The organism is Paenibacillus sp. RU5M (assembly GCF_900221055.1).
Classification (GTDB): Bacteria; Bacillota; Bacilli; order Paenibacillales; family Paenibacillaceae; genus Paenibacillus; species Paenibacillus marchantiae.
Window position 1 is genome coordinate 174153 of record NZ_OBQM01000009.1, and the last position, 20411, is coordinate 194563.

The following is a 20411-nucleotide window of genomic DNA, read 5'->3' on the forward strand; positions in this document are numbered from 1 at the left end:
GCCTTGAAGTTCGCACTAACCCTAAGGGGGATATTCATGGCAAAAACGCTGTTGCGGTTAATGACCGAGCTTTCTTCTCGCAAATGGATCTCCCGGACTGTGGGAGCCTTCTCCAAGAGCCGGGGAAGCAAGGCATTTATCCCTTATTTTGTCCGGACCTACGACATCCCTGTTCAGGAAGCTGAGAAAGACTGGAAGGAATATCGTTCATTGAATGATTTCTTTACCCGTAAACTTAAACCGGGCATGCGCCCGCTTGAACTTTCAGAACATGCACTGATCAGTCCGGTCGATGCCAAAATCACGGCAGCCGGTCCTGTATCTGCTGGAACGCTCCTGAATGTTAAGGGACAAAATTATACACTTGCTGAATTATTAAACCACTCACCACATCTGGAGAAGTACAAGCACGGTTATGCCTTTGTCCTGTATCTCAGCCCACGCGACTATCACCGCATACATGCTCCTGTTAGCGGTCGCCGCATTGAGAGTGAACATATTAAGGGCAAGGTTTATCCCGTAAATGATTTTGGTCTGACCCATATGAAATCGGTGCTGAGTCGGAACGAACGGCTCATTACGTATATTGCTCATGATTATGGAGAAGTTGCTGTCGTGAAAGTAGGCGCAATGAATGTGAGCAGCATACAGTACGCTGGTGTGGATGTAAGTTCATGGGCACAAGGCGATGATCTCGCATATTTTGAATTCGGTTCCACTGTCGTGCTGTTAACACAGAGCGGTACATTCGAACCGGACCCAGGCTTGCAGCCTGGCGACTCCGTCAAAATGGGAGAATTGCTCGGTCGGTTAAAACCAATCCATTGAGCAATACGCAGATGATTCCTGAATAACAGGAGTCATCTTTTTTAATTTCTGATCTAAGAAAGAGACCACACAGAACTTGGCCTATATAAAAAATATAAAAAGGTACTCACAGCCGGAACACCTTTTAAGGGTAAAGTGTCCAGGCTATGAGTACCTTTTGCCGATCAGAGAATCCGATTATCCGCTTCAGAGCTATGTAGAAGTCAGGATGATTACCGTTCCCATTCCATGTATACATGCAATACGAAGCTAAGCTTCGTCATATTGGTTTTCTGACCATTCCTTAAAACCATACGTCCTGCATTTCCTCTGCCGGTTTGGAGCGGCGCAGGCGGTTCCGGAAAATATTAAAGCCCCTGATAGAGCATCCCCGGTTGCGGACCCGACGTTTTCCGTTCATCACAAGTTCCCCCTTTCGATCGTCTGGAATGCTACATACTTACCCCTGCTTCCCAGAATTGAAACGTTACCATATTCTACCGGACAGAGAGGCCCTAACGAATCTCGGACGGACTTTTGCCGGTATACTGCTTGAACTGACGACTGAAGAAAAAGATATCGCGGTACCCCAGGGCATCTGCCACTTCGGTCACATTCATGCCGGTATGCACCAACAGATGCTCAGCCCGCTCAATGCGCATGCGAATGATATAGGATTGCACGGACGAACCAATCAATTCCTTGAACTTGATCGAGAAGTATCGCGGCGATAATCCAGCCCTTGCAGCGAGGTCTTCCACGCGATGTGTTATCCCCGGATGCTGGCGTACATAGTTAGCTACCTCCTGGATGACATCGGACAACTGGTTGCTCACCTTTTTCTCCACAGGAGCTTCTGTATCTGCACGCAGCAAATGAATCATCAGCTGTTTCAGAATCAGTCGGCTCTCCTCATCCCGCCCATATACATCGGATAGGAACAATCTTACATAACGAGCCAGCAAGTGCTCGAATTCCACCGTTTCCAGTACCTCACGATAGGACTGGGGAACATCATTAACGGGTATATCTACATCAAAATGAATATACGTTAGTACCAACGGTTTTTGCTTATTATGTGTTGCAGTAGGATGATCGCCTGGCCTGAACAGAAAACAACTACCCTTGCCAACTTCATACGATCGGTCATTCAGCACAACGGTCCCTTCACCACTCCATACATAAAATAAGTCATAGTTTTGCATCGGTTTTTCCCGCTTCTGCCACTTCCATCCCGGTTCGCAGACAATTTTGGCGACGGCGGGCAAAATAACAAAAGATGACGGCGATGCCTGCAGCATGTCGCCACTCCCCCTTGAAAGTTAATCTCTTTTGCATACTGCATCAAAAATGATGCGATATGTGTTTATATATTTCTGCTCCTGCTGGAGCGAAACGTCTTATTCCATTATACAGCGGAATTCACCGAAACGAAAATGTGCACTTCTCCCATGCTAACCGCATTCGCCTTATCCCCTCTTCAATCTCCTCTTTCTCCAGATGTGCAAAGCCAAAACACACAGCCGGCGGACCTGGAGTCAGCCAATAACGAACCGCATCACGGAATACGACACCTTCTTCCTGAGCCAGTGCCTTGAACCGCTCGTAACTGTCAATATCCCCTTTCCACGTAGCATAAATATGCAATCCAGCATCCCCAGGCTGCATGATGAAAGGTTCCGGTAATTCCCGCTTCATCTCACTGACAAAAAAAGCATGCCGTTCCCCATAGAGACGGGTTAACCGTCTTAGATGGCGCAAATACCCTCCTCGGGCCATAAACTTCGCAAGTGCACGCTGCTCCAGAAGGGCAGGAGGTACGGGTTCGTACAGTGCTTTTGCAGCGATCAGTGGCTGCACCAGACTGGGTGGCAGAACCGCGTAACCAAGCCGGAAGGATGCAACCATCGTTTGTGAGAACGATCCGACATAAATGACCCGTTGTTCACGATCGAGTACTTTGAGCGGTTCAATCGGCCTACCTCCCCAGCGAAATTCACTATCATAATCATCTTCAATAATGACGGCATTTCGCTCCGAGGCCCATTCAAGTATGGCTCTCCGTCTGTCCAGACCAAGGACAGCCCCTGTAGGAAACTGGCGGGTAGGTGTCACAAATAACGTCTGTGCTTCCCAGGACTGCGGAATAATCCCCCCGGTATCTACTTCCGCTGGAATAATCTTTCCTCCGCAGGACTTAACGGCATGAGCAATTCCCTGATATCCCGGGTTTTCCAATATAACAGCGGCCCCCTCAGGGATAAGCAGCTGTGCTATCAAAGTGATGCCCTGCATGGAACCACTAAACAGTACGATCTGTGATGCCTCAGCCTGAATGCCCCGTGTCCACCTCAGATGTGAGGCGATGGCCTCACGTAGTTCAAGGTCTCCAGCAGCACCACTTCGTTCATGCGATCCGCTCCGATGAACGGCAGCCAGCGCACTTTTCCATTCCGCTTGTGGGAAATGCTCGGCAGGCATACGCTGTACATGGAAGGTGATGACCCGTTGCTCCCAGTCAATGGCTGACGGTTTTTCCTTTTCATTCTGAATATTCAGCGTACTCACCCGCTCTCCCCATGGAGAAAGTTGAATCATTGCCTCCTGCTCTGCATGGTCCTGTGCTGTTATGGTGTCCGAAACAAAAGTCCCTCTTCCCCTATGCGCTCGCACGTAACCATCAGCCAGCAGCATGTCATATACCTGTGCCACGGAGCCGCGTGACATTTCATATTGACGTGCCAGCTCGCGAGTGGAAGGCAGTCTTGTGCCTCCAACCAGCGTCCCTGCATGAATGGCGTCACGCAAGGCATGGTACAATGCCTCGTATTTGTAACGGTGTTGAACCACGTATGAATCCATAGGCAGCCACAATTCCATCGTGCACCTCTTTTTCCAAATAAATTGGTCTATTAAAGTGAATGTAAATTGGATCTTTTTATATGTCAATGCAAGTTCTATTGTTATGGCTAAGGTACAGCGATTTAATCCACATGCTATTCAAGGGGGAACACCGATGAGAAGAAAAGAATTCAATGTAGATGAAGAACAGGAAATGATAACATTTCTGGACCAATGCTCCTTTGGTTTTCTGGGAACGGTTAGTCCGGACGGGCAGCCACGGGTAACACCGCTAAACTTCGTATATATGGACGGTTGTTTTTATTTCCATGGCAGTCTTGCCGGAGAGAAAATGAAACAGATCAAGCAGGATTCCTCCGTCAGTTTTACCGTGGCAGAAGAGTTTTCCCTGATTCCATCTTATTTCAGTGATCCCGAATTAGCTTGTCCGGCAACTTCTTTTTTCAAAAGTGTAATGGCATTCGGACAGGCAGAGCCGGTTCAGGATCTGGCCATCAAGGGCAAGGTTCTTCAACGCTTTATGGAGAAACTCCAGCCGCAGGGCGGATATGTCCCCATTGATGCAGCTGATCCCCGCTACAAGGGTAATCTCAAAGCCGTTGCTGTGGTTCGCATTGTTCCTGAACGGATCAGTGCCAAGTTCAAATTTGGACAGAACCTCTCGGCTGAACGCTTTGACCATATTAGCGGCGAACTGGAACAGCGTAACGAAGGACGAGATGCAGAAACTGCCGAAATGATGCGGAAATATTGTCCTTTCCATCAGAAATAACATTCATTTTCCATAGTATAATCAATCGGGAGAAGTAACATTAACCTCACTCAAAAACACCCGCAACAACGCGGTGAAGTGATAAAACTGTCATTGTGCGTAATTTCCGTGACGGGGGCAAGGCAAGGTGTTATAATGTTAGGCAGTTGAATCCCAAAGACTTGGAAGGATGAAAAGAATGAATCCACTGGCTGAACAGTTGAACGAAAGTATTCAGGCAGGCAGCAGTCACGTCTACTCCATGCTGTCGCAGCTCGGCAAAGAAATCTATTTTCCAAAAGAAGGTATCTTGAGTCAGTCTGCTGAAGCAGCAAGTCTGGCCAAAACCTACAATGCTACGATTGGTATTGCTCTGGAGGGCGGTGTGCCGATGCACCTAGCTGTTATTCAGGATAAGCTGTCCGCATACCAACCGAAAGATTTGTACCCTTATGCTCCGCCTGCAGGGAAGCCTGAGTTGCGGACCGTATGGAGAGACAAGATGCTGAAGGAAACACCTTCCCTTGAAGGTAAAACATTTGGTAACCCCATTGTGACTAACGCATTAACTCATGGACTGAGTATCGTAGCCGACCTGTTCGCCGAAGAAGGGGACGCTGTTATATATCCGGATAAAAACTGGGAAAATTATGAGCTGACCTTCGGAATTCGTCGTCATGGCGAGTTAGTTCATTATCCCCTGTTCGATGATCAATTGAACTTCAACAGTGCTGGCCTGCTCGAAGCGTTGCTTGCGCAGAAGGACAAAGGCAAAGCCATCGTGCTGCTGAACTTCCCGAACAACCCGACAGGTTATACGCCTGGAGCCGAAGAAGCAGATGCAATCGTGGATACGATCCATCAAGCGGCTGAGGCTGGTGTGAACGTCGTTGCTGTGACAGATGATGCCTACTTTGGTCTCTTCTTCGAAGATTCCATTCACGAATCCCTGTTTGGCAAACTGGCGAACCTCCACCCACGTGTGTTAACTGTTAAAGTTGACGGTGCCACGAAGGAAGAATTCGTATGGGGCTTCCGCGTTGGATTCATCACGTACGCCCATGAAGATGCTGCAGTTCTCCATGCTCTGGAGCAAAAAACACTCGGTATTATCCGGGCAACCATCTCCAGTGGTCCGCATCCTTCCCAAACTTTTGTATTGGATGCGCTGAAAGCACCTGAGTTCGAAGCACAGAAGCTGGAGAAGTTTGAAATCATGAAAGGCCGCGCCAACAAAGTAAAATCCATCCTCGATAGCGGTAAATACGGTGAGGTATGGGATTACTATCCGTTCAACTCCGGTTACTTCATGTGCCTGAAGCTGAAGGATGTCGGCGCAGAGCAGCTCCGGACCCATTTGCTACAGAAATACGGCGTCGGTACGATTGCGCTGGGTGAGGCGGATCTGCGAATCGCCTTCTCCTGTATTGAAGAATCCGGACTGGAAGATCTGTTCGACACGATCTATCGTGGAGTTTTGGATCTACAGACAACTTAATTTATATGCAGTAATGCTAATCCAAATAAATAAGTCAGGGAGCGGACTTGCATCCGTTGCCTGACTCAAATACGAACCCCTTTGTATCCTGATGAATGTCTCTCGATATAAAGGGGTATTTTGTGTTCCGCTTTGAAAACGTGTGGCTATCTTGACGGGCAAAGGCCCAAAACGATGAATTTTCAGGCTCTACCGGGCAACGGCCCAATCAGCCTATCCCCAAAGCACATAATATACGATGTACGCAAGGGCGTGCCCAACACCACTTGAAAGGGGAATGACCATGTCTGGAGTAGTTGAAGAAACAAGAGGCGGTTATGGATGCGGCGGTTACGGTTACGGAGGAGGATTTACAAATACAGGTGCCATTCTCGTTCTGTTCATCTTGCTCGTCATTATCACAAAATCGTTCCTCTGTTAGTTCATACGTCCTCACCAGGAGTCGGAACAAGGTAAGCTGACTGTAGCACAAAGAAGGGTATTCCGGGATACAGCTCGGAATACCCTTCTTTTGTTATGTTACGCAAGCGTCCCTAGTCGGCGTTGCCATTGAACGTTAACTAGTCAGACGCTCGCTCGCTCGTTCATTCATCCTCTTCTTCTTTCAACCACTTGTTGCCCTGAGAACGTCGCATCAAGTAGATGACCAGCACACCAAGAACCAGTGCTGCTCCGATCATGCTCAGTCCATTCCATCCCGCAACCAGCATCGGCAGCCACATGAGCAAGGCAGTCAGTGCATGCAGATTCGAGATGAACCCCAGCACCTGGGAACGACGACTTTCTCCCGAGATGGGATAAATCATAATCCAGAACGATTCACTATGACTGCGACGCAGTGCACCCAGTTGCACACCCACAAGCAGCAGGAAGAACAGGTATACACCAATCCCGAAATAACTGCCTGCCGTCCACCAGGACAGCAGCATGCCCAGTACAACCAAGCGCACAACGATAGAGAACACTTCAGTTCGGATGAACGTTTTGGTGATCAGATAGCGATAGGCTTTCCCTGCGTTCCACGGGAGGCCACTCCCCCATTTGCTGAGCCAGCGGCGAGAACTTACTTTTTGGCCTGATGAAGGCACATCTACGAACCATCCCAGCGTACGCATCACTCGTCCAGCCTGGCCCTGCTCCACCTGAATGAGACGGTCCCATGAAACCCGATGTTTCAGAGGGATACGCAGAGCAACGATATAAACGACGGCCAGCAGCAGCAGGAACCAGATACTGCGCTGTGGAGGCTGCCACAACCAGGCGGCAATCGCCAGTATAGCCAAAGCCCATCGGAGCAAACGATATCCTCTAGCGGCACCGATTTGCACCATGCGTAGTTCTTGCCAAGCCCCATAGCTCGATAACCCTTTCCACAACAGAAGAAGCAGGATAAACCAGCCAAATGGCCTTGCATCCTGATCTGCTCGAACATAGAGCGGCCACAACGTTACAAATACGAGCAGTATACCCAAGGTTTTATAGATAATGCCACGAGCAAAGCTGTTTTTCAGATATTCGTGCATCCGATATTCCTGCGGACGTAAAAATACGATGTCTGCCGGATGCAGATATGTACGATAGCTGCTAAACAGCACCAGTGGCGCCAACAATAGCAACGTTATCCAGCGAATCGGAAATCCCTCCGGAATGTGCTGTACAAACGATGTATACCAGGCGGAGAACGCAATGACGAGAAATAAGAACACCATGGCTACGCCGCTCTGAATGACATAACCCAGATAAGGAAGAATTCCATTCCAGAATCCAGTGCGTCTTTGCTTCCATAACTGCTTGAGATCCATGCTTAATCCCTGCCTTGTACAAGGGAATAGAACATATGCTCCAACGTGGCATCCGATTCCCCGAATTGAGTACGCAGCTCATTCAGCGTCCCTTGAGCAATGACCTGTCCTCGATGCAGGACAATAAAACGGTCACAGTAATTTTCAATGGTGGACAGAATGTGTGAACTCAACAAAATGGATGATCCCGAAGCCTTCATTTCAAGCATAAAATCAAGCAAAGAGCGGATTCCGAGGGGGTCAAGTCCCAGGAAAGGCTCATCAATGATATAGAGTGGCGGACCCGCCACAAAAGCACACATGATCATGACCTTTTGCCGCATACCTTTGGACAGGTGGGTCGACAGACTGGTACTTTTCTCATTCATGCGGAACAAGTCGAGCAGTTTCTCCGTACGCTTTTTGAAATCAGCCTCAGAAACACCATATGCTCTGGCCGTAAACTCCAGATGCTCCATGACTGTCATCTCGTCGTACAGCTCAGGAGATTCCGGTACAAAGGCCATGGCGGATTGATATACCTGTGGATCTTCGTCCCGCTTCTTGCCCATGACCCGCACTTCTCCCTGTTGAGGGGTCATCAATCCTAAAATATGCTTCATCGTAGTACTTTTGCCAGCACCGTTTAATCCGATCAGTCCGACCATTTCTCCGCGTCCAACTTCCAGATCGATGCCGTGGAGGACCGGCCGCTTGGCACTGTATCCTCCGCTTAGCCCGTTGATTTTCAATACGGGTGGTTGAACGTTATCCATCTATCCCTGCACCTCTTTCGTCAGGTTTTATTCTTCAGAGCGTGGCTCTTTACCTTTGCTCCATTTAGGAGCGCCCTTGTTCTTACGATCCTGGTCCCGTTCTGTTCTGCCTGTATTGCCAGCTGGCTTGCCGCCCGCCGGACGTTGATTCGAAGCAGCAGTTCTGGCGCCGCCATTGCGGCTGGCCTGACCAGGTTTACGATCCCGGGACTGCCCTGGTTTTCTGGAGAAAGAATGTCCTTCAGGCCGCGTATCCGGACGCGGATCAGCCTCCAGCACTTTACCCCCGAACAATACACGTTCCGGCAATTCGATTCCAAGTTCCCGCGCAAACTTGCGCATAATGAAAATTTGCGTTTCGTCCACGATCGACAACACGATACCACTGCGACCCATACGACCTGTTCTTCCTGCACGGTGAACATAATGTTCCGAATCAAATGCAGGGTCATAGTTAATGACCATCGGCAAACCTTCAATATCCAGTCCTCTGGCTGCAACCTCGCTCGCGATCAGCAGTTGCAGTTTCCCGTTACGGAAAGCGGATAGCACGTTGCTGCGGGTCACTTTGTCAGCATCTCCATACAGCGCAGCTGCCGAGAAGCCCAGATGATTCATTTTCGCTTCAACCTCGCCAATATCCTCGGTAGCATTCACAAAGACGATGGCACGATCCGGGTTATACTGTCTAACCAGACGGCGCAGCATATCAATTTTGTTGCGGTTTTCTTCTACAAAATAAAAATGCTCAAGTCCCGCCGCAGTTGCCCGGTCCGGTTCAATTCCGATCTGTACCGGCTCTTTCATCTCCCGCTTCGCAAGTCCAGCAGTGTGCTCATCAATCGTTGCTGACAAGAAAATAAGCTGACGGTCGCGCAGGGCACTGCGCAATACGAAGTCCACGTCACTTACCCCGCCGAGCTGGAATACCTGGTCTGCCTCGTCAATAACAATCGTGGAGACATTGTGCATTTTCAGCTTTTTCAGCGTGATCAATTCCTTCAGACGTCCTGGCGTTCCTACAACCAGTTCCGGGTGTTCACGCAGCTTCTCGATCTGACGTTTTACTGCGGCGCCGCCAATTAGCCCCAGAACGCCAATTTTGCGTTCTTCTCCATATCGCTGTGCTTCGCGGACAATCTGCATCGCCAGCTCTTGTGTAGGAGCTATGATGAGCTTCTGTGTCCCTTTTACATCACTTTTGATGGATTGCAGCAGTGGCAGCAAATAGGCGAGTGTCTTGCCTGTTCCCGTCTGCGATTTTGAAACCACATCGCGACCTTCCAAAATAACCGGGATTGTCTGTGCCTGTACCGGTGAAGGTTCGTTGATGCCATGTTTGGCGAGTACAGCCTCAAGATCCTGTTCTACGCCAATTGAAGCAAATGTTTGATTCGTCATGTATGTCCATCCTTTAAATTTATTCGTTTTGATGCTCTAGCCCTGCTTGTACTAATAAAACCGAAGCCTGTCATCACATTACCTTTCATTATATGCGAAAAAAGCCTGCGGACCAAATCTTATTCATGAAACATGTCTTTGCACACAAAAAAAAGAAAAGCCCCTCGGCGGAGCCCTTCTTTTATCCGATATATGATGCCCATTGTTGCATCTTACTTCTGATTCATTACTCCGTGCGACAGCCTGTCAGCGAGACGCGGGAATAGCTGATACAGCCACACTCCAGCCGAAGCCAGTCTGGGCAGATTCACTTCTTCCTTGCGCTTCTTCATCGCCCGGATCATATGCCCCGCAACCTCTTCCGGCTTCAGCATCATCCAGCGTACATTATTAACATAGTTACCGGAGGGGTCTGCCCGTTGGAAGAACGGTGTATCGATGGGTCCGGGATTAATGGTCGTTACCGTGACTCCGGTCTTGCGAAGTTCCTGGCGCAAGGCATTGCTGAAGCCAAGTACGGCATGTTTGGTTGCCGTATATGAAGCGGATTTTGCAGTTCCGATCTTGCCAGCCATGGAAGCTACATTCACGATTTGTCCTCTGCCTCGTTGTAACATCTGCGGCAGCACTGCCTTGGTGCAGCGAACAATGCCCATGTAATTAACGTCCATCATCTCATCGAATTCCTGCACAGACATATCCGTCATCGCTGCAAATTTTCCGTAACCAGCGTTATTCAGCAAAATATCGATTCGTCCGTATTTCTGCAACATCGCATCCACGGCTGTCTGAACTTGCTCAGTATTCGTTACATCTAACGTGAGTAGTTCATGTTGCCCTTTCAGCGAAGCACCAATCTCTTCCAGCTTGTCCCGCGAGCGGGCAGCCAGAATCGGGATGGCTCCTTCTTCTATCAGCATCTGTGCACAGAGCGCACCAATTCCGCTCGACGCACCTGTGATAAAAACAACCTGATCTTTCAACATACCCGATGTCCTCCCGTATTGAACACATATTGCCCCAAGAGGCGTATGGTTCTATTCTACGAGATCATCACCTGAATATCCATCTCACCGATTCCGTCCATCAGCAAAGGAATACTCAATGCCTTCGTTGCACTAAAAGAACTCACGTATTCAGAATTCATCACTTGTGGAGGAGTAATATCAACAACGACACCCTGATTGGACAGGATGGTACTTGCATTGCCGCTAATCATATTGCCAAGTTCAGAAATAGCACTTTTACTCATTTCGTCCATTTCTGTAATGACAAAGCCGCCCATCATGGCAGAAACGATTTTCAATGCTACCGACTCTTGTATTCCAAACACGATGTTTCCGCTCAGTTGTCCAGTCATTCCGATCACGATCCAGACATGGTCTGCAATGTACTCCACATTTTTCACGCCAAGACTCCCGGTGGAAGGCGAAACCTGGATGAGCTGTTCGAATACGTTCCGTGCGGATTCCAGGAAAGGATTAATCACTTCCGCTTTCACTGTCTAATGTCCCCCTTACACTGGGTTATTGGTCACACACCAAAAGTCCCATATTCAATAAATTTATTATACTTTATCACGTACAAGAATTCACCAAGAATTCGGTAAGGCATGTGTACTATAATTTATCGTCATCCGCGGGGCAAATGTTTATAGCTGATTCTAGCGAAAAAACGAGGCTTTTCGCATCTGTTGCAAGAACAATTGCCATAGAGAGGCATGGCAAAAGGCATTTAGGACTTTTTTACTGTTTCTTAAAATGTTAAAAATTTAATTTCTTGAAATAAAATTAATTTCTCGTTCTAATGGACCTCCCCAAATCCATGATGTTCCCTTCATTGCCCTGCTGTCCTGAATCACCTATAATTTAAGGAACGGAACAATGACCAGTTACGGGATTCCACCTATGGATAGACAGAAGACATTTTACGTGCAAGGAGGCCATACATGAATATCAGTCAACTGGAGACGCTGATTACCATCTCGAAAACGATGAGTTTCCGCAAAGCCGGAGAACTTCTAAATCTGACTCAACCCGCCGTCTCGGCCCAGATCAAGAGCTTGGAGGATGAATTCAGAACCGTTCTTGTCGATCGGAACCAACCGGTCACCCTCACCGATCGCGGACAGGTATTTCTTCAACATGCCGAACGTATGCTGGACATCGTGGGGGAGCTGAAACAGAAGCTGATGGATCTCGATGAGACCCCTCAGGGACATATCAGACTCGGTACAACCACATCCATTGCCATTCAGATTTTGCCACGGGTCTTATCCTACTTTCAGGATCAATTTCCACTCATCAAGACCAGTATCCAATCCCTGCCTTCCTCCCAGATCTATACCCAGGTCGAGAATGGTATGGTCGATATCGGTATCGGTTATCTTACAGAGCGTAATCCTAACCTGAATACGTCTGTGCTGTATTATGATACTTTCGAGCTTGTGGTATCTCCTTTCCATCCACTGGCGAAGCAAAAGCATGCCGCGGTGGATGTCCTGCGCAGCACACCTCTGATCTTGCTATCTCCGGATACAGTGGGGCGCCGCTTTACGGAAGGCATTTTCAAAAAACATAATATTGAGCCCAATATCGTTATGGAGTTGTCAAGTAGCGAGGAAGTAAAACGGATGGTTGAGATTAATCTCGGGGCAGCCGTTATATCCAAACAATCCGTTGCCCACGAGTTGCGGCAAGGCACACTGCGCATGATTCCACTGAGTGAACTGGAAGTCAGTCACCCTGTCGGAGTCATTTACAAATCAAGTCGTTATGTGAATTCGGCCATGCAGCAATTCCTGAGCGATCTCAAAGGCATGCCGGAGACCCAGTTCATCAGTTCAGAATGATAAATGAGCCATGAGAAAGGAAGGATTTCCATATGAAATTTGATCTTCACACCCATCATTTTCGTTGTGGTCATGCAGACGGCAATATTCGCGACTATATTGAGGCAGGTATTCAATCTGGACTTCAGGTCATCGGTATCTCAGATCATACACCTTACTTCGGTAGTGACGAAGAACAGGCTTTTCCCCGGATCGCGATGGGCAAGTCGGAATTGCATCATTACGTGGAAGAAGTACTGGCTCTGAAGGAAGAATACGCGGGCAAAATTGATGTGCTGCTTGGCATTGAATCTGACTATTTCCCCGTCCATGCCGATTTGTATCGCAATACACTGGGGCAATATCCTTTTGATTATATTATTGGTTCAGTTCATCATACGGAAGATGTCAGCATATTCAACAAAACCCGCTGGAACGGATTAAGCAATGCACGTAAGGTTGAAGTGAAAGAGAGTTACTATGCTTTAATTCGGCAATCAGCCCGAAGCGGAATGTTCCAGATTCTCGGACATATTGATGCCATGAAAGGAAATTATCCACCTTTCTCGGATATTATCGCGGATCAAGCCATCGATGAAACGTTGCAGGTCATTGCAGAATCGAACGTGGCTATTGAAATTAATACATCGGGTAAAACCAAACTCAGTGGGGGCTGGTACCCTTCCGATGCCATTCTGGAGCGTGCGCATCATTACGGAGTTAAAGTGACCTTCGGATCGGATGCCCACAAACCGCAGCGTGTTGCTGATGAACTGGATGACGTTCGTACACGTCTGCAAGAGATTGGATTCACCGAATGGGTATACTTCAAGCAGAAACAAATGCAAGTTGTACCGTTTTAAACATAGAGCACCACAATAGCCCTCACGGCGGCGTAAAAAAACGCTGTGGGGGTTTTTCTTTGTATCCTAATATAAAAAAAGATGTTATATACGTTCAAATAAATATTTACACAATAATGGAAAGTAGTTCTGTCATCGGAGTGTTGGCGTAGAAATTCCATAGTTAAACTTATACAGACAAAAAAAATGAACCCGCTAAGCGCGGGTCCCAACAGCATTATCTATTATCAAAAAGGGGGTCATGAGATAAGTTTACCCGCTGTCTGTTAGAGTTCAATTGCAGCTATATTTCATTTGTGTAACAAATAATTGAAGTTCGTTTCAAACCTCTGCTGTTTCATTTAATTTCAGCATTTTGCATAATTCGACCCAACTCGCTTCCGAGTAAAAAAATAGACGAATAGAAACATTTCGATCTATATTTTTCTGATTGAAATACGCTCTTTGGATTTATGCAATATACTCTATTCTATGTTACTCGTGGTTGTCGGATACCAACGTTTGCAGGCGATTTTCCCAATGAGAACGGACATGCTGTTCACGATAGAGACTATACACCTTAACATCCAGCAGGGTTTCCGGCGTCTCACCATCCTCATGATTCAAAACAAACGAGGGCAGGGTCCGTTCATAAATCATACCGCTTTTACAAAGAACCCGTTCGGATGATACATTTGCCTCGTAACAGCGGGCTTCTACTTTACACAAATTAAGCTCGGCAAAACCGAATTCCAGCAAACGCTGCACTGCCTCAGTCGCGACTCCCTTACCCCAGCAGGACCTGTTCAGAATATATCCGATCTGTGCGGTACCATTCTGGTCGTTCCAATGCTGGAATGAAGTGATGCCGATGATCTGTTCGCTGCCTTTCCAGCAGATGCCGTAATGCAATGAATCCAGCTTGGCACTGCTGCTGCGGATCTGATTCAATAATCGCCGAGCCCGGATTGGCGTGGGCTGACTCCCCCTGTTTACATAACGGATCACCTGCGGGTCGGAAAACAGCTCCGACAACGTGCTGTAATCACTCTGACGTAATGATCGAAGAACAAGGCGCTCTGTCCATAAAGCAGGCAATCCTTGGCCCAGCATTTCTCGGGTCAGCATGACAATCGCTCCTTTTGCCTAACGGGTTCTAGTCCGGTAAGACAAGCATGCTCTGAGGATGATCCGGCGCAAATAAAATACATGGATAAACAATAACATCACTATACTCCACAATACCCGCTCAGTAGCCCGAACATTAGTATGCCAATTCATTACAGCGGTTTATTCCTGACATAACTAATCCGTTTGCAGCCCGCGATAAACGCCTGTACGAAGCTCTCGGATATAAAAATCAAGCGAAGGCACCTGAGCCTGCTGAGCAATCTCTACTTCCTGCTCAATATCATAAGGCACCCTTACAAATTGAAGGTTGAACGGGGTGTTCCGATCGTTGCTGTTCTCTCCTTCAAGAATACAGTAAGAAGCCTGGGTAAAATCAAGCGGGTTACCCACGCTGCCTGCATTGAACAACATTTTTCCATTCATAAATTGCAAGTATGCATTATGCACATCCCCATATCCCACGACATCCGCCATACCAAGCTCAGGTTCATCTGCCGGAGGATCGAACATGGCCAACCTCTTCTCAATCTCATCCCACGGCTGTACACGGTGATATACACTTTGGGGAGATGCGTGCACCAGACGGATCGTACGACCACTCAGCTCTAATTGGTGGCTAAACGGCAAGCTCTCCAGATATGCCAATCGCTCCTTACCCAGCCGCTTCGCTTGCCAAGTAAAATTCTCATTGTCCTGATTAACCGCAACCAACTCATCCCAGTTGCCACGGATAACTTGCTCACATGTCTCTCTCACCAGATCAACAACCTGTACTGGATCAGGCCCCTTGCCAACGAGGTCGCCAAGACAAAAGATTCGCTTCAATCCGCGACTCCGAATATCTTTTAATACCGCTTTCCAAGCAGTCATGTTGCCATGAATATCGGATACAATCGCAATTCGTTCCATCTGGCTAACCTCCCTTTATGCTCTATATTCTTTATGTTGTTAACCCTTTAGTTCAAAAACCGTCAATTCCGGCCTGCACAAAAAGCGAATCGGCAGTTGGGTCATGCCAAAGCCTCGGTTCACATAGACTGGCATATGCTTATCCCCAGCGTAATATAACCCTTGAATATACTTGAGTGAACCTCTTGGTGTAGTCAGTGCCCCAATCCAAGGAAAACGCACCTGCCCGCCATGACTGTGTCCCGAGAGCTGTAGTCCGAAACCGTAAGGTGCTGCAATGTCTGCATAATCGGGCTCGTGCATAAGCAGCAGTTTCCAGACCTCTCTACTCAATCCCTTGATTGCTACAACAGGATCAGGTCTGCCCGTAAGAGCGTCATCCAGACCTGCTATCGCGATACGTGAATCCCCTCGTTCAATCAGAACATGGCTGTTTCGAAGCAACGTGAACCCGGCCTCTTTAAACATCAGCTCCACTTCATGCTGCTGCTGGCCTCGATAATCATGGTTCCCCAATACGGCATATTTGCCATACTTCGCTTGCATTGATGCCAGTGCAGGAATACATTCACGCATCGGTTCTGCTTCCCGTTCAACCATATCACCGGTAAAACAAATCAGATCAGGCTGCTGTTCCCTTATCGTTTCAGCCAGCTTCTCCATTTGTTTCAGCCCCGTATGGAATCCAAGATGAGCATCACTGAACTGAATCACACGCAGTCCCTCAAATGCTTTTGGAAACTTGGGCAGTTTCAACTCAACGTGCTTGATCTCCAGATGACGAGGCTCCCATAACCAGGCATATCCTCCTGTGAGTATACTGGCACTCGCCGTCATTAAGATCATGCGCAGCAAAAAACTGCGCCGGGAGGGATCATGATCCTTTTCCTCTCCGGGAAAAATGGAGTCCTGCGAATCAGATCCATTCTGTGAGCGCCGGGGCGGCGAGATCTTGCTGCCCTCACGCGGTGTTTCTCCCATGCGTCCCCCTCCTTCTTCCGCTACAAATCCATCCCCTTAGTATACCATATTCTGCATGACTAGCCCGGTTCCTTTGCGAGTACAGAAAAAGAAGCCGGGATCTTAGGCTATATGTGCCAAGGATCACGACTTCTTCTAATGGTGCAGATCCGAAGTTCTGCATTAAATATGACTAGATTACACACCCAACCAGCGTTTGAACATGTGTTTGGTTGTTTGTTTGTTCATTTCGGCAATGGAGGTAGTCAACGGAATACCTTTTGGACAAGAGCGTACGCAGTTCTGCGAGTTACCACAGCCCTCAATACCTCCGTCTTCCATAAGTGCTTCCAAGCGGTCTTCAGCGTTCATCTCCCCTGTTGGGTGAGCATTGAACAGACGTACTTGAGAAAGAGCTGCCGGACCGATAAAGTCTGTTTTTTCATTCACGTTCGGGCATGCTTCGAGGCATACACCACATGTCATGCATTTGGACAGCTCGTAAGCCCACTGACGCTTCTTCTCAGGCATCCGCGGACCTGGACCGAGGTCATAGGTACCATCAATCGGAATCCACGCTTTAACCCGTTTCAGGGCGTTAAACATCCGGGTACGGTCGATGACGAGGTCACGAACCACCGGGAAGGTTTTCATCGGTTCGATGCGAACTGGCTGTTCGAGCTTGTCGATCAGGGCTGCACACGCTTGACGCGGCTTGCCGTTGATGACCATGGAGCATGCTCCACAGACTTCTTCGAGACAGTTCGATTCCCAGCAGACCGGGGCAATGGACTTGCCTTCTGTATTAACCGGGTTCCGCTGGATCTCCATCAGGGCGCTAATAACGTTCATGCCGGGACGGTATGGAAGCTCAAACTCTTCGTTGTACGAAGATGACTCCGGGTTGTCCTGACGGGTGATGATAAACTTGACGGTTTTTTTTGCTGTAGCTGTGTCCGTCATATCGTTGTCCCCTCCTTTGGTGACGATGATTGGTGTTGCTGATGCGCAAAGTTACTCTTTTGGTGCACGGGTGGCGCTCCGGCAGCGGAATGCCCTTCTGATCGCTGTTATCCCCGGATTTTTTTTATCAACCCTTCCCAGGGTTAAAATCCGGTGATAAAGGCGAGCGCTTCGCTTCTTCTGGGCATTTCCGCTTCCTCCGTTACGTCGTGCACGCAGGGTCACTTTGCTGGAAACTGCACTCCATTCATTCTGGTGGCAGTAACATTGAGAAGCTCCGTGTACGCTTTGCCTCTATGTGTCTAGTGCTTTTCCGTTAAGATGCTAAGTCTTTATCTTTATGAATAGACCGAAATTTCGCTTTACTTAATCCTTCGAGTAGTCCCGGATCCGTGGTGGGATCAGGGAAACGTCTACAGGCTCGTACGAAATTTTTGGACCTTCCTTCGACCAGCTTGCGATCGTTGTTTTCAGGAATTCCTCGTCATTACGTTCGGTGAAGTCTGGTTTGTAATGCGCTCCACGGCTTTCGTTACGCAGCAGTGCGCCCAAAGTCATCGCCTCTGCCAGTTCAATCATGTTCCACAGCTGACGGGTAAATGCTGCACCCGGGTTGTTCCAACCGGAAGTGTCGTACATGTTGATTTTGCCGTAACGCTCTTTCAATTCCTTGATTTTGCCGATGGTCGCTTCCAGCTTATCGTTGTAACGTACCACCGTCATATTCGCCGTCATCCACTCGCCAAGCTCTTTGTGAATGACATAGGCATTTTCATTGCCCTGCATGTTCAGGATGCCTTCGTATTTATCGGTTTGGCGCTTAGTATAACCTTCGAATACGGAAGAACTGATATCTGCGGACGATTTTTTGAGTCCTTTGATATATTCAACTGCTTTCGGTCCAGCTACCATACCACCGTAGATTGCTGATACCAGGGAATTTGCACCCAGACGGTTCGCACCATGATATTGGTATTCACATTCACCAGCTGCGAACAGTCCTGGAATGTTGGTCATTTGGTTATAATCTACCCACATGCCGCCCATGGAATAATGGACTGCCGGGAAAATTTTCATTGGGATTTTACGTGGGTCATCACCCATGAACTTCTCGTAGATCTCAATGATTCCGCCGAGCTTCACATCCAGCTCCTTCGGATCTTTGTGTGACAAGTCGAGATATACCATGTTCTCGCCGTTCACGCCTAGGCCCATATCCACGCAGACGCTGAAAATTTCACGCGTCGCGATATCACGCGGAACAAGGTTACCGTATGACGGATATTTTTCTTCGAGGAAGTACCAAGGCTTACCGTCCTTGTACGTCCAGATCCGTCCACCTTCACCACGAGCCGATTCGGACATCAGACGCAGCTTGTCATCGCCTGGAATGGCTGTCGGGTGAATCTGAATGAACTCACCGTTCGCGTAATTTACACCTTGCTGATACACCGCACTTGCGGCAGTACCTGTATTGATAACCGAGTTGGTTGTTTTACCGAAAATAATGCCTGGGCCGCCGCTCGCCAGAATAACTGCTTCAGCCGGGAACGTCTGTACCTTCATCGTTTTCAGATCCTGTGCTACAATGCCGCGGCAGATGCCTTCGTCATCAATAACCGCCTGCAGGAACTCCCAGTTCTCATACTTGGTCACGAGACCGGCCGCTTCCCAGCGACGCACCTGCTCATCCAATGCGTAGAGCAATTGTTGTCCTGTCGTTGCACCGGCAAACGCTGTACGGTGATGCTTCGTTCCGCCGAAACGACGGAAATCAAGTAAACCTTCCGGTGTCCGGTTAAACATTACGCCCATCCGGTCCATCAGGTGAATGATGCCTGGTGCGGCTTCACACATCGCTTTGACTGGAGGCTGATTCGCCAAAAAGTCACCGCCGTATACTGTATCGTCAAAGTGTACCCATGGGGAGTCGCCCTCACCCTTGGTATTTACCGCACCGTTGATACCGCCTTGGGCACATACGGAGTGGGATCTTTTAACGGGAACCAGTGAAAATAAATGAACATGGACTCCGGCTTCAGCCGATTTGATCGCCGCCATCAATCCCGCGAGACCTCCGCCCACAATAATTACATTAGATGATGCCATTGCTGTTCACTCCCTTATAAGTCAGCATTTAAAGTCCAAATGCTTAAATCAGAACTGTCTTAACTGCGTCAATCATCGAAGTGGCTACCTGGAAATCCATGCTCCGGAAAGCAAGCAACGATACAATAAACATGATGGCTACGATAGCAAACAAGCTCATGCAGATGTAGGAAGATACACGCTGCGCACGCGGACCGACGGTAATTCCCCAGCTAACCAGGAACGACCACAAACCGTTGGCAAAGTGATAGGATGCCGCAACCACACTGATCAGATATAAAATAAACGTTACCGGGTTCATCACGATGCCATGTATGACACCGCCAAGCTCTTCGTGTGTGACATTCCCCAGCGCAACCTGGAAACGAGTCTCCCAAATATGCCAGATGACGAACACAAACGTAATGACACCGCTGACGCGCTGCAACGTATAGCGCCAGTTGCGCTCATTGCCAAAACGTCCCACGTTAGGCTTGGCCTGATAGGCAATGTACAAACCATATACACCGTGATAGAACAGCGGCAACCAGATGAGAAGCGTTTCAAGTACAATTACGAGCGGCAGGCCATTCAGAAATGCAACTGCATCGTTAAAGCCTTCTTTGCCGCCTTCAACTGCCGAGAAGTTCGTCACCATATGCTCAATGAAAAACAGACTGAGCGGAATGACGCCAAGCAAGGAGTGCAGCTTTCTGGAGTAAAACCCTTTCATAAAATGTCGATCCCCTTTCGCTAAATACAACGTTTTCATAAATAAAATTCGCTTATCATGACACAAACCTTTCCCAAGG

The 20411-nt window shown here is 48.3% G+C and carries 19 protein-coding genes; 6 read left to right on the plus strand and 13 right to left on the minus strand.

Going from position 1 to position 20411, the window contains the following annotated elements; translation table 11 throughout:
• Positions 1–36: 36 nt before the first annotated feature.
• Complete coding sequence (gene asd / locus CRO25_RS23825) at positions 37–828, plus strand: archaetidylserine decarboxylase (protein WP_079696654.1); 792 nt, start codon at positions 37–39, stop codon at positions 826–828.
• A gap of 494 nt (positions 829–1322) precedes the next feature.
• On the opposite strand, the gene CRO25_RS23830 is transcribed toward asd, so the two are convergent.
• Positions 1323–2108 carry an AraC family transcriptional regulator gene (locus CRO25_RS23830; RefSeq protein ID WP_053783204.1) on the minus strand — a complete coding sequence of 262 codons (786 nt, stop codon included), beginning with the start codon at positions 2106–2108 and terminating at the stop codon, positions 1323–1325.
• 121 nt (positions 2109–2229) lie between these two features.
• A complete protein-coding gene (locus CRO25_RS23835) occupies positions 2230–3687 on the minus strand; it encodes a PLP-dependent aminotransferase family protein (protein ID WP_079696655.1) in 1458 nt (485 codons plus the stop codon).
• Between the two features lie 136 nt (positions 3688–3823).
• On the opposite strand from CRO25_RS23835, the gene CRO25_RS23840 reads away from it, so the two are divergent.
• The 3 genes from CRO25_RS23840 to CRO25_RS33515 all read left to right on the plus strand — a co-directional run bounded on the left by CRO25_RS23840 (position 3824) and on the right by CRO25_RS33515 (position 6339).
• Positions 3824–4441, plus strand: a complete 618-nt coding sequence (locus CRO25_RS23840; RefSeq protein WP_079696656.1) for a pyridoxamine 5'-phosphate oxidase family protein — start codon at positions 3824–3826, stop codon at positions 4439–4441.
• Positions 4442–4619: 178 nt separating this feature from the next.
• Positions 4620–5918: an aminotransferase class I/II-fold pyridoxal phosphate-dependent enzyme gene (locus tag CRO25_RS23845; protein ID WP_063566077.1), complete on the plus strand. Its 1299-nt coding sequence runs from the start codon at positions 4620–4622 to the stop codon at positions 5916–5918.
• A gap of 283 nt (positions 5919–6201) precedes the next feature.
• Positions 6202–6339, plus strand: a complete 138-nt coding sequence (locus tag CRO25_RS33515) for a hypothetical protein (RefSeq protein WP_162842448.1) — start codon at positions 6202–6204, stop codon at positions 6337–6339.
• Positions 6340–6502: 163 nt separating this feature from the next.
• Here CRO25_RS33515 and CRO25_RS23850 read toward each other — a convergent pair whose 3' ends face one another.
• The 5 genes from CRO25_RS23850 to CRO25_RS23870 form a co-directional block, all read right to left on the minus strand.
• Entirely contained in the window at positions 6503–7720 is a 1218-nt protein-coding gene (locus tag CRO25_RS23850; RefSeq protein WP_079696657.1) for an ABC transporter permease, read from the minus strand.
• 2 nt (positions 7721–7722) lie between these two features.
• Positions 7723–8475, minus strand: coding sequence for an ABC transporter ATP-binding protein (locus tag CRO25_RS23855; protein WP_072735467.1), 753 nt, complete (start codon positions 8473–8475; stop codon positions 7723–7725).
• Positions 8476–8502: 27 nt separating this feature from the next.
• Complete coding sequence (locus CRO25_RS23860) at positions 8503–9876, minus strand: DEAD/DEAH box helicase (protein ID WP_064635737.1); 1374 nt, start codon at positions 9874–9876, stop codon at positions 8503–8505.
• Positions 9877–10088: 212 nt separating this feature from the next.
• Positions 10089–10862 carry an SDR family oxidoreductase gene (locus CRO25_RS23865; protein WP_063566081.1) on the minus strand — a complete coding sequence of 258 codons (774 nt, stop codon included), beginning with the start codon at positions 10860–10862 and terminating at the stop codon, positions 10089–10091.
• 56 nt (positions 10863–10918) lie between these two features.
• Complete coding sequence (locus CRO25_RS23870) at positions 10919–11377, minus strand: chemotaxis protein CheX (RefSeq protein ID WP_063566082.1); 459 nt, start codon at positions 11375–11377, stop codon at positions 10919–10921.
• A gap of 447 nt (positions 11378–11824) precedes the next feature.
• Between CRO25_RS23870 and CRO25_RS23875 the strand changes: the two genes are divergently transcribed.
• Positions 11825–12727 carry a LysR family transcriptional regulator gene (locus CRO25_RS23875; protein ID WP_063566083.1) on the plus strand — a complete coding sequence of 301 codons (903 nt, stop codon included), beginning with the start codon at positions 11825–11827 and terminating at the stop codon, positions 12725–12727.
• 32 nt (positions 12728–12759) lie between these two features.
• Positions 12760–13569: a histidinol-phosphatase gene (locus CRO25_RS23880; RefSeq protein WP_064635735.1), complete on the plus strand. Its 810-nt coding sequence runs from the start codon at positions 12760–12762 to the stop codon at positions 13567–13569.
• Between the two features lie 474 nt (positions 13570–14043).
• On the opposite strand, the gene CRO25_RS23885 is transcribed toward CRO25_RS23880, so the two are convergent.
• The 6 genes from CRO25_RS23885 to CRO25_RS23910 form a co-directional block, all read right to left on the minus strand.
• Positions 14044–14676 carry a GNAT family N-acetyltransferase gene (locus CRO25_RS23885; RefSeq protein WP_079696659.1) on the minus strand — a complete coding sequence of 211 codons (633 nt, stop codon included), beginning with the start codon at positions 14674–14676 and terminating at the stop codon, positions 14044–14046.
• Positions 14677–14853: 177 nt separating this feature from the next.
• Positions 14854–15588 carry a metallophosphoesterase gene (locus tag CRO25_RS23890; protein WP_072735469.1) on the minus strand — a complete coding sequence of 245 codons (735 nt, stop codon included), beginning with the start codon at positions 15586–15588 and terminating at the stop codon, positions 14854–14856.
• A 39-nt stretch (positions 15589–15627) separates the two neighbouring features.
• Positions 15628–16569, minus strand: a complete 942-nt coding sequence (locus tag CRO25_RS23895) for a metallophosphoesterase (protein WP_072735470.1) — start codon at positions 16567–16569, stop codon at positions 15628–15630.
• Between the two features lie 177 nt (positions 16570–16746).
• Entirely contained in the window at positions 16747–17511 is a 765-nt protein-coding gene (sdhB, locus tag CRO25_RS23900) for a succinate dehydrogenase iron-sulfur subunit (protein ID WP_063566087.1), read from the minus strand.
• Between the two features lie 366 nt (positions 17512–17877).
• Positions 17878–19620 carry a succinate dehydrogenase flavoprotein subunit gene (sdhA, locus tag CRO25_RS23905; RefSeq protein WP_063566088.1) on the minus strand — a complete coding sequence of 581 codons (1743 nt, stop codon included), beginning with the start codon at positions 19618–19620 and terminating at the stop codon, positions 17878–17880.
• A 43-nt stretch (positions 19621–19663) separates the two neighbouring features.
• A complete protein-coding gene (locus CRO25_RS23910; protein ID WP_063566173.1) occupies positions 19664–20332 on the minus strand; it encodes a succinate dehydrogenase cytochrome b558 subunit in 669 nt (222 codons plus the stop codon).
• Between the last annotated feature and the right edge of the window lie 79 nt (positions 20333–20411).